This window comes from Methylobacterium sp. DB0501 (assembly GCF_011043735.1).
GTDB lineage: Bacteria > Pseudomonadota > Alphaproteobacteria > Rhizobiales > Beijerinckiaceae > Methylobacterium > Methylobacterium alsaeris.
The window spans coordinates 93,081-100,058 of the sequence record NZ_JAAKGV010000026.1 but is presented as its reverse complement, the minus strand read 5'-3'; the positions used below and the strand labels follow the sequence as shown (position 1 = coordinate 100,058).

General features: G+C 69.0%; 4 protein-coding genes. 1 reads left to right on the top strand and 3 read right to left on the bottom strand.

Annotation, left to right across the window (positions count from 1 at the left end; all coding sequences use genetic code 11):
- Positions 1–257 precede the first annotated feature (257 nt).
- The 3 genes from G4G93_RS29965 to G4G93_RS29955 form a co-directional block, all read right to left on the bottom strand.
- On the bottom strand, positions 258–2,141 hold the full coding sequence (locus tag G4G93_RS29965; protein ID WP_246737107.1) for a conjugal transfer protein TraG: 1,884 nt from the start codon (positions 2,139–2,141) through the stop codon (positions 258–260).
- Positions 2,142–2,254: 113 nt separating this feature from the next.
- Positions 2,255–2,452 carry a conjugal transfer protein TraD gene (locus G4G93_RS29960; protein WP_165090301.1) on the bottom strand — a complete coding sequence of 66 codons (198 nt, stop codon included), beginning with the start codon at positions 2,450–2,452 and terminating at the stop codon, positions 2,255–2,257.
- Positions 2,436–2,714 (bottom strand): TraC family protein, encoded by a 279-nt coding sequence (locus G4G93_RS29955; protein WP_165090298.1) that lies wholly within the window; start codon positions 2,712–2,714, stop codon positions 2,436–2,438. The genes G4G93_RS29960 and G4G93_RS29955 overlap by 17 nt, the downstream gene beginning before the upstream one ends.
- Positions 2,715–3,169: 455 nt before the next feature.
- On the opposite strand from G4G93_RS29955, the gene traA reads away from it, so the two are divergent.
- Entirely contained in the window at positions 3,170–6,895 is a 3,726-nt protein-coding gene (traA, locus tag G4G93_RS29950) for a Ti-type conjugative transfer relaxase TraA (RefSeq protein WP_165090295.1), read from the top strand.
- Positions 6,896–6,978 lie beyond the last annotated feature (83 nt).

The window sequence follows — 6,978 nt, the reverse complement described above, 5'->3', positions numbered from 1 at the left end:
GCCGAGCTGAAGGCCGCCCAGGCCGAGGTCGCCAAGCTCTCCACGGAGGGCTGAGCCCCCTCCCCCAGGGCCGCCACCGGCGGTCCTCGATCCCGTCGATCGGGGCGGGGCATCACCCTGGTTCGTGCCGCGCGGCGCGACCTTCAATTCCAGGTTTCCCGATCGGTCTCCAGCCTGCGGCAACCACCCGTGCGGGCGGCCGCCGAACCTGCGCGACGGACGGGCTTCGCCGCAGCTCACGCGGCGGCGAGCGGCCGTCAGGCCGCCTCCCTTTCTTTCGCCCCGTCCTCGCTTTCGGCATCGGTTTCGTCCTGCGCGTCGCGCGTATGGAAGCGGTTCGCCCCGACCAGCTTCCTCATGTCGGCGCGACGGAAATAGATCGCCCGCCCGCAACGGATCGGCTCGACGCCACCGACCAGCAGGATCTGCTCGTCGCGGCGCATCGTGATGATCTCGTCGGGCATGATCAACGCGCGCCGCTGCAGGCTGGTCGAGGCCGACAGGCTCACCCCGCCCGAGCCCTTGCCCCCGGTACGGGCCTGCTGGCTATAGGAGATGAGTTCCTGCGTGTAGTACCCGCAGCGCTCGGACAGCCATTTGGCGGTATCGACGTCGGTGATCGCGGAGAAGCTCTGCCAAGCGGTCGACTCGAACCAAGCGGACACGGCGTCCTTGTCGCCGCCCCATTGCTGTCGCAGCTGACCGAGCGATTGGTACACCATCACGAGCGTGATGCCGTATTTGCGGCCGGCGTCGCGCGCGACCTCGATCAGGCTCATGTTGCCGAGCCGCGCCGCCTCGTCGAGGAGGAAGGCGACCCGATCCTTGATCTCGCCATTGGCGTGATAGAGCGCGTTCATCAGCCCGCCGATGATGACCCGCGCCAAGCCCGCAAAATTCTGCAGCGTCTGCAGATCGATCGCGATGAACACGTCGATATCGTCGTCGACGAGGTCGAGGCTGGAGAAGTCTCCCTCCGACACGATCGCGGCGTATTCCTTGAACGACAGCCAGTTGGTCAGGTCCGCGGCCGTAGCGTAGACGCCCGAGAACGTCTGCGGCGTCATGCTCTTGAACGGCCCGAGTGCGAGCTTGGCGAACGAGCCGTCGTCCTCGGCCCGCAGGATCTTGCTCAGCCGCTCCAGGAAGTCCGGCTCGGGCTCGGAGATCAGCTCGCGCAGGGTACGCAGGGTGCGCGGCTTCTCGTCGAACGACCGGTTGAGGCAGATGTAGGCGAGGACACCGCGCAGGAGCTGCAAGGCCGAGTTGCGGAAGAAGTCCTTCGGGTCGTCTCTCTTCACCGGTCCGGTGGCGATCCAGCCGACCACGGCCGAGATGTCATTCTCGGCGGAATTCTCGCCCCGGCCGATCCAGTCGAGCACGTTGAACCCGCTCATCGTGTTCTTCGGCGTGATGCAATGAACGCGGCGAATGACATCCGCTCCGCGGAGGTTTTCCCGATACTCCGCGAGCATCGGGTGCAACTCGGTCGAGGGGTCGAGCACCACCGCGTTGCCGGGCCAGGACAGCAGCATCGGGATCACCGTGCCGGTGGTCTTGAAGCCGCCTGATCCGCTGAACACCAGGCCGTGGGTCGAGCCGATATCGCAGTTGAAGCCCATCATCGGCATCCGGCCTCCCGAGCCCCAGGTCCTGGGATCGTTCGGCTTGAACACGCGCGAGGTGCTCTTCGAGTCGAGATCGGGGCGATACCGCTCGCCCAGCACCAGGGCACCATCCTCGGGAAACAGCTCGCCGGCGAGCTTCATCGTCGCCCATTCCGCGTCGCCATAGGCCGCGGACTTCGAGCGGATCGGCCTGTTGTAGCCGCGCGTGGTCCTCTTAACCCGGACAAGCGAAACCAGCGGCGTGATGAACGCCACGAAGCCCGCGAAACACACCGCGCAGAACAATGGAATGTCGGCCTGCCGCAGGAGCCGCTGCGCGTCGGCGCCAGGGTTCTGAGCGACCAGACGGGCGTACTCGTCCCGCACCGTCCAGGCGCACAGGCCGATCAGGAACAGGGATGCGCAGGCGGCGACCACACGGCCGCTGTCGCCCGGCCGCGTCAGGCCGGCGGCGGCAAACAGGACGAGAGCGGGCAACGCCACCGCGGCGACGCGCATGGCGTGGAGCATCATCGAGTGCCCCGGCTCCACGACGTAGACCGCCCCGACGAGCGGCGCGAGGAACAGGCCGATCCCGAGATGCAGCGCGAGCCCGATTGCGACGGTGAAGGCGCCGTAGACCCACTTCATGTCTTGAACTCCTTGTCCCCTCGCCGGGCGAACTGCTCGACGATGTCGGGGTCGCGCATGCGCTCGCGACCCTCGATCAGGAGGCCGAGCAGGACGTTGCTCGGCAGTTCGGCGAGGCCGGCCTTGATCACCAGGCCGCCGAGCTGGATCTTGCGGTAGGCGTCGGCGCGACGCTCCTCATGCCGCTTGGTCACCAGCTCTCTCTGCAGCTTGCCCAGCGCCTCGATGTCCCTTTGCCTTTGGCTCCGCCACCTCCGTCTTTGGCGCACGAAATCGGCCGACGATCGCCTCCAGCTCGCGGATCAGGTCCTCGTCCGAGATCTCGATCGAGCCGATGCCGGCCTTGATCGCGAGGTTTCCGATGCGTTCGGCCTCGGCCTTGTCATGGGCCTTCAGCTTGGATTGCAGAGCCTCGATCTCCTTGAGGATCGTCTCGCGCGACTTGGATCTCGCCATGGATACCGTCTTCCCTCTCCGTTGCGGTGGCGAGGGGTAACACCGGCACGCGGAGGAGAGAACGCCGCGTCAAGGTCGTAGCGCGCCGTTCGAGGACGGGAAGCCTCGTCCGTGGTTCTGGTGTCACACCCCCCGCTGCCGATCCCCGTGTCGGGTGAAGGTTGGTCCCTCCCCCACCAAGCTCTCCCTCCCGGCGTCGGCACCTCCCGGTCCACGGCCTCTCCCTCGGGCGGCGAAGCGCAGGTCCCGCCTCCACGCGGCATGGCGGGAATGCTGCTCGCGCTGGCCGGCTCACGCCGGGCGGAAGGATCAGCCCCGAAGGGGCCTTTTTGAGCCGGAGCTACGGCGCGCAGCGCCTCCGCAAAGTCGCCTGAGTTTCACGAAGGGGCGCACTTATGGGGAAATTGGCATTTCCCTGGAGTTCGTGCTAACGGCCAAGCTCGGGGTTCGCGCGCTTGGCCATCTACCACCTCTCCGCTCAAGTGATCAGCAGCGGCGCCGGCCAGAGCGCCGTCGCCTCGGCCGCCTATCGGCGCGCTACCACCATGACCCGGGAGAGCAATGGCAAGGTCATCTCCTACGAGGGCAAGCAGAATGTCACCCACACCGAACTGAGCCTTCCGCGTGAGGTCCCGGCCTGGTTCCGCACCGCCATCGACGGGCGCAGCGAGAACGGCGCCTCGGCGTATCTGTGGAACGCGGTCGAGCGGAAAGAGGGTCTGAAGGGCACCGGCTTCGCGATGGAGATGAACATCGCGCTGCCGGTCGAGCTGACGCCGGAGCAGAACGTGGCGCTCGCCCGCGACTGGGTCGAGGCCGCGATCACGGCCAACGGCATGGTCGCCGACTGGGCCCTGCACGATGCGCCGGGCAACCCGCACATCCACGTCATGGTCCCGCTGCGCAAGCTGACCGAGGACGGCTTCTCGGCCAAGTTCGACTTCGCCCGCGATCGTGACGGCAACATCCTGTACCGGGACGACGGCAAGCCCCGCTACGAGCGGCTCGCCGGGCCGATGAAGCACCTCGTGGACTGGCGCCGCTCGTGGGGCGAGACGGCGAACCTCCACCTCGCCGCGGCCGGGCTCGACCGTCGGATCGACCACCGCTCGCACGTCGAGGCCGGCATCCGCATCGAGCCGACCGAGCACATCGGCGTCCACGCCGTGAACATGGCCGCGCTCGGCAAGGTGTCCGACCGGGTCGAGGCGGAGAAGCAGAAGCGCATCCGGAATGCCCAAGCCATCATCGACGATCCCTCGACCCTGCTGCCGATCCTGACCCGCGAGAAGAGCGTGTTCGACGAGCGCGACATCGCCAAGGCGGTGTTCCGCTACATCGACGATCCGGTCGCCTTCGACGCGGTCCGTCTCAGGCTCGGCCAATCCCCGGATCTGGTCGCGGTCGCCGAGGAGGTGTTCGACCCGGAGAGCGGCCGGGTGGTGTCGCCGGCCCGCTGGACCACGCGAGCGCTGCTGCGGTCCGAAGTGGCGATGCAGGCCGCCACCGGCCGGCTCTATGCCGATGCAGGCCACCGTGTCCCGGAGCGCGCGATGGAGCGCGCCTTCGCGGCTCGGCCGGAACTGTCCGAGGAGCAGCGCGAGGCGGTCCGCCACGTCACGACGCCGGACCGGATCGCGGCCGTGGTCGGCTTCGCCGGTGCGGGCAAATCGACCATGCTCGGGGTGGCGCGGGCCGCCTGGGTCGGCGCCGGCCACCGCGTCGTCGGCGGAGCCCTGGCCGGCAAGGCGGCGGAGGGACTGGAGCGCAGCGCCGGCATTGCGAGCCGCACGCTGGCCTCGTGGGAACTGGCCTGGAAGAACGACCGCGATCTGCTGAAGCCCGGCGACGTCTTCGTGCTCGACGAGGCCGGCATGGTCGCCTCCGAGCAGCTCTCGCGGATCGTCCAGGAGGTCGAGCGGCGAGGCGCCAAATTGGTGTTGGTGGGCGACGCCATGCAGCTTCAGCCGATCGAGGCCGGCGCCGGCTTCCGGGCGATCACCGAGACGATCGGCTATGCCGAATTGTCCGAGATCTGGCGCCAAGCCAACCCGGCGATGCGGCGGGCAAGCGTGGCCTTAGCCCGCGGCGAGGTGGCAGTGGCGCTTGGGGTCTATCGCGAGGCCGACATGGTCCGCTTCGCCCCCGACCGCGAAGCGGCGCGCGCGGCGCTGATCGCGGCCTGGAAACCGGATTACCTTGGCCGGAAGCCGGACGGGCGGGCGACCGAGACGCTGATCCTGGCCCAGACCAACGCCGACGTTCTTGCCCTCAATGCCATGGCCCGGTCGGTCTTGCAGGCCGACGGGATGCTAGCCGACGAGGCTCGGTTCGTCACAGCCCGCGGCGAGCGGATGTTCGCCCCCGGGGACCGGGTGCTGTTCCTGGAGAACGACCGCTCGCTGGGCGTGAAGAACGGCATGCTGGCCACCGTCGAAGCGGCGTCCAGCGGCCGGCTCATGGTCAGGCTCGATCGGGATGGAGCTGCCGACGGCGAGCGGCTCGAGGTGCGGGCCGAGGCCTACCGCAACCTCGATCACGGCTACGCCGCGACCGTGCACAAAGCCCAAGGCGCGACCCTCGACCGGGTGCATGTTCTGGCCACGCCCGGGATGGACCGGCACCTCGCCTACGTGGCGATGACGCGCCACCGGCATACGGTGGTGCTGCACGGCGCGCACGCCGACTTCGTTCCGGACTGGCGCCGGGCGAAGCTCGGCGTTGCCCCGGCGTCGTCCGCGCTCGACACGGTTGCCCTGGAGGGCTTGGCGCGGCGCCTGTCGCGGGACGGGTCGAAAGCCTCGACGCTGGATCATGCCGGCGAGGCCGCATTCCGCGAGTCCGCGGTGTCGTTGACCCAGCCTCCGGAGGTGATGGACGGCGAGGCGATCCGGGATCGCGCGAGCGCGATGCCGTTGCTCGATGCCGGCCGAGCGGCGGTCGGGATCGCGGCTCTGGCGAACCGGCTCGAGGCTGAAACGTCGGCCAGTGAGACTTCGGGATACGCGGCCGAGCTCGACGAGTCGGCGAACGCGCCCACCATCGACGGGTCCGTATCCCCGGCCCTGGCAGCGATCGAGGCCGCCCTGACGCGGCTGGAACGGGCCGAGACCGAGATCGCCGACCGCGTGCGGCCGGCAGATTTGCGGGCGCTCGCCTCGGCCTTCGCCGAGCGGCGCGGCCTCAATGGTCACGCCGCCCTCGCCCCAGCGCTGGTGCGGCGTGCGCGGTCGATGATCCGCAAGGCGGAAGGTCGCTGGCGCCGGCTGTACGGCCTCGCGGCACGCCTCACCATGGCCTGGAAGACCCTGGCCGCGGCCCGTCCGGCCAGCGCCGTGAATGCCGCATCGGAGGCCACCGCCACCCCGGGCACACCGGCACCGCTCAAACCGTTCCTCGCCTCCGTCCCCCTCGACGAGAAGACCATCCGGCAAGCTCTCTACGACCGCGTCGATCCGAAGACGCATCTGAAGCTGATGCTGGATGCGCTGCGGCGCCGCCTGACGACGGCGGTCGTGAACCCTGGTCCGCTCTACAAGGCGATCTTCACCGAGCTGCGCCAGCCCTGGGAGGTCTATTCCGCGCGGGTCGAGGCCCTGCTGTCCGATCCCGAACCGCATGGGGGCTTGCGCGGGCGCAAGGGCTGGTTCGTCCCGAAGGCGGACAAGGATGAGCGGGCGAAAGCCGAGGCTGCCTTCGCGCAAGCCTTGACGGCGGCCAACAATCTTAAGGGCCAGTTCGAGACTTCGGCCGAGAAGGGCCGCGCGGCGGAGATGCAGTACCGCAAGCGCCTGCTGATCGAGGTGCCGGGCGTGTCCCCGATCGCCGCCGCCGCGCTGGCCAAGGTCGGCCGCATGCCGGCGACGAAAGCGCTCGACGACGCGGTCGTGGACGCCGTCGCGACCCCCGAGCTGCGGGCGGAAGTGCTCGCCTTCGCCGAGGCCGTCGGGCGCCGGTTCGGCGCGAATGGCGCGATCGGCCATTCGCCGGCCGAGGGCCTCGGCCCGGATCAGTGGCTCACGCCCGAGGAGCGCGAGATCCTGAGCGGCGGCGGGTACGTCGCCTCCTACGTCAAGGACGGCACCCTGGACGAACTCGTCCTTCGGGCGCAGCTCCAGCAGCAGACCCTGGACCAGCGCCAGGATCTCGACAGGGGGCAGGATCTCGGCCCCTCGCTGTGATGCGGACGCCACGGTGATCGTATTGGCGCCGCAGCGACGATGGGTAAGGGTAGGAGAGAGGACACCTTGGAGTTGGGCCGTCG